Source organism: Terriglobus sp. YAF25 (assembly GCF_052113305.1).
Classification (GTDB): Bacteria; Acidobacteriota; Terriglobia; order Terriglobales; family Acidobacteriaceae; genus Terriglobus.
Genome location: NZ_JBFRCY010000514.1, coordinates 1 through 3423, shown reverse-complemented (window position 1 = coordinate 3423; position 3423 = coordinate 1). Strand labels below are relative to the sequence as shown.

General features: G+C 57.1%; 4 protein-coding genes. 2 read left to right on the top strand and 2 right to left on the bottom strand.

Annotated elements, in window-relative coordinates:
- Positions 1-257: 257 nt before the first annotated feature.
- Together AB4043_RS19115 and AB4043_RS19110 are read right to left on the bottom strand one after the other, a co-directional pair.
- Positions 258-1109: a GDSL-type esterase/lipase family protein gene (locus AB4043_RS19115; RefSeq protein ID WP_442303426.1), complete on the bottom strand. Its 852-nt coding sequence runs from the start codon at positions 1107-1109 to the stop codon at positions 258-260.
- A 449-nt stretch (positions 1110-1558) separates the two neighbouring features.
- Positions 1559-2173 carry a TetR/AcrR family transcriptional regulator gene (locus tag AB4043_RS19110; protein WP_442303427.1) on the bottom strand — a complete coding sequence of 205 codons (615 nt, stop codon included), beginning with the start codon at positions 2171-2173 and terminating at the stop codon, positions 1559-1561.
- Between the two features lie 65 nt (positions 2174-2238).
- Here AB4043_RS19110 and AB4043_RS19105 point away from each other — a divergent pair, with 65 nt between their 5' ends.
- Both AB4043_RS19105 and AB4043_RS19100 read left to right on the top strand, forming a co-directional pair.
- Complete coding sequence (locus tag AB4043_RS19105) at positions 2239-2889, top strand: DUF2306 domain-containing protein (RefSeq protein ID WP_442303428.1); 651 nt, start codon at positions 2239-2241, stop codon at positions 2887-2889.
- A 300-nt stretch (positions 2890-3189) separates the two neighbouring features.
- The coding region (locus AB4043_RS19100; RefSeq protein WP_442307790.1) for an HD domain-containing protein at positions 3190-3423 on the top strand (234 nt) is incomplete at its 3' end.

Here is a 3423-nt window from a genome sequence, read left to right as displayed (position 1 = left end):
ACCTCATTCCATAATCCTGCACCGGATCAAGACATCGCGCCCGCAATCCCTCACCTAAGGTGATCGCTGCCGCAGCGCCTGAATAAGCTCTTCCACTGGCGTGGCCTGACCTTCGGAAACTCAATACCATGAACGTGCGGCATGGACAGAATCTCCTCTGACTCACATTGCGAGGAAATCACTAAAAGAGGCATAAAGGCCGAACGCCGTAAGCGCTTACGGCGTCCTTATACTTTTCCTCTGTCATTGGTTTGCTCTCAGTGAGAATCATTGCTGCCGGCGCGGTGACTGTCCGAGGCAAGCGTCTTCTCGATGGCCTTCTCGACCAAAGGCTCCATCAACACATAGCCTTCAGCCGTAGGATGAAGACCATCTTTCGTAATCTCCGCACGCAGACGATCTTTCCCATCGGAGACAGCGTTGTAGAAATCCACATATTCGTAGCCGCGCTGTTTCGCTTGATCCTTCAGCCAACTATTCAGTTGCAGGATCTGGTCCGGAGGCCTGGTCTCAGTACGCTTTTGGTAGACATCGCTTACGGGCAAGATTGAGCAGACAACCACGGGAATTTTATTGGCCTGCGCCAACTCGAAGATGCTGACGAAATTGCCTTCGATAAATCCCAGCAGGTCAGGAACCTTGAAGGTGGCCAGATCATTGGTTCCGGCAAAGATCACCATCGCCGCAGGCTTCAGCGCGATCACATCAGGGCGCATGCGGATCAGCATCTGTGGCACATTCTGCCCGCCGATACCGCGGTTGATCGGAATGAACTTATCGTGATCGTGGTGAAAGTAGCTGCTGACCTTCTCTCCACCCCAGTTGTGTGTGATGGAGTCGCCCAGGAAGACGACGCGCGGTTTCGCATCATTACGCTGCATAACCCTGACATCATCTTCCGCGTACCAGGATATGGCCGCCCAGTCCGGGAGGCGCTGTTTCAACCGCTGGACATCTGCGGCGACGCGTTGCACCTCCTGCTCCATACGCTGCACTTCGTTCACTCCGGTTGCCGTGGGAGGAGCATTGTCAGCGACAGGTGCGGGCACAGTCTGTCCACGGGCAAACGAGACCGCAAGTCCCAGCAGAAGGAGAGTGAGAGTACGCATGAAGTTACCTTTCAGTTAAAGCACTTGTTACTGGGTATCGCGGCGTTTTCATTACGGAAAACGCCCGTAGATGCGGAAGCCCTACTCTACACCTACGGGGAAAATGCTCTAGCGTTACCACGCTATGGTTCCGGTGTGACGTTGTCAACGGCGCCCATGTCCGGCCACAGATTCGATCCACCCAGCGGAGCTATCGCATACCATCAGCTTCGGCTCCCGAACTATTGCTAGGGCGTCTCGGCAAATTCGCCTTGACTGCGGAGTTATAGAGCGGGCCTTCAGCCCTTTGTTTTTCTATGGGCAGTAGACCTGGGGCGTTGCCCGGCTGATATAGAGCGCGCCTTCAGCGCTTGACCACCTAGCAGTGCAGCCGCGGTCCTCACGGCTCCCACCAATTCGAGCTACGCTCGAATGTCCCACATATCATCGTCGCGGGACATGGATGAACCTTAGATCAAGATCCGCTCTGCCAGGCGCGCCATCTGCTCCACTGCATCCTCGGTCGTCATTCCCTCGGAGACGAAAGTGTCAAAGAACTCGAACGAGGTGAAGGTGTATAGGGCTGCGGCTGCTTCGTTGGGCGGCAGCGCCATTGCGCTTGCAAAGCGATTGGCTAGCACCTCAGCCGCGCCACGACGGCGAGCGTACCGGGATGAGACGGCCTGACCGAAGGCAAGGTCCAGAGCGGCGATGCCGTGAATACGGCGTATCAGCACACGTTCGTTACGCCAGAACCGTGTAAACACACGGACAAATCCGCGCACGGCAATACGTGCATCGGTTCCATGCATCACCTCACGCATCTCCTCAATACCGGCGCCGAGAGCAATTTGATCGAACAACGCGGCGATGATGCCCTCCTTGTTGCCAAAGAGGTTGTTCAGCGTCTGCCGGGAGACACCGCTCTTCGCCGAGACGTTTTCCATGGTGAACTCGGCCGCACCACCCTTCTCCAGCAACTTCCGCGCTGTTCGCAGCACTCGCTGCCGGGTGGTGTCAGACTGCACCGCCCGTTGCCCCAGCGTATACGGACGTTTGGCTGGCGGCGGTCGTCGGGATGGCATGGGGGTATTCTAGAGCCGAAAATTTAACTGGACAAGATGTCTATCTAAATTCTAGAGTGTTATCCATGTCGACCGTGCCCTTGTCTTCACCCACAACACGGTTTCCACGATGGTTGCGGATCTTCTTCTGGTTCTGCATTGTGATTGCCGTTGCCGTGGTGACGCGCCGGGTCGTCTCATTCCTGACGCCGGCTCGCAACGCGCCACCCATGATGGTGAGCGTGGAAGAGGCATTCATGAGCCGCAAGGCGCTCACACTGGCCCACATTCTGCCCGCAGGAGCGCTGGTGCTGCTGCTCCCGTTTGTTCTGCGGCGCGGCCCCGGAACAAGGCGCGGTCTTGAAGGTGTCGTCTATGCGCTGGGCTTTGTCGTCGGCATCACCGCCTATGCCATGAGCGGGCATCCGGTCGGCGGAGTCATCGAGCGTTCTGCGGTACTGTTCTTCAACACGCTTTATCTCTTCTGCCTGACACGGTCGTTTCTCCTATGGAGCGCCAGAGCGTTTCCGTTGGCAGGACGATGGCTGCTGCGCGCCATGGGTATCCTGTTGGGGATTGCGACGACGCGGCCTGTCATGGGCGTCTTCTTCGCGACCAGTGCGCTTACGCATATGACACCGCAGCAGTTCTTCGGCATCGCCTTCTGGATCGGTTTTTCCATCAATACGATCGTTATTGAGTTGTGGTTGAGAAGGCATCCAGCTATCTCGGAATAATCGCACCACATTTTGTTTTGGGATGGGTGGGAGCCGTGGGCTTTAGCCAGGCTTTAGCCCGCTGATTTGGGATACATAGACTCCATCGGCTTTAAGCCCTGGGTCTTTTGCGTCCCAGAGGGGAAGGCCCAGGGCTAAAAGCCCACCTTACTAAACGCTACGTAGACCGTGGGCTGAAGCCCACGGCTCCCACCCGTTCCCCTGCAAGACGTCTGCCCAACCCTGTCCGAAATTGCTGTATTTGTGTCGTGGCGTCCGCTGCCTGACCGCTCTAGGTTTGAGAGCAGGAGGCAGCAGACCATGACCGGCGGCACCTTGCCCACCATCTCCGGGGTCACTATTCCCGACAGCAAACTCGCGCGGGAGATTACCACCTTCATTCGCGACACCGAGACACCCCTGCTCTTCAACCACTCCAGCCGTGTTTATCTCTTTGCGGCGCTTGCTGGTAAGCGCCGTGGGCTGAGCTTCGATCCTGAGCTTCTCTATGCGGGAGCGATGTTCCATGACATCGGTTTGATGCCGTCCCACAGC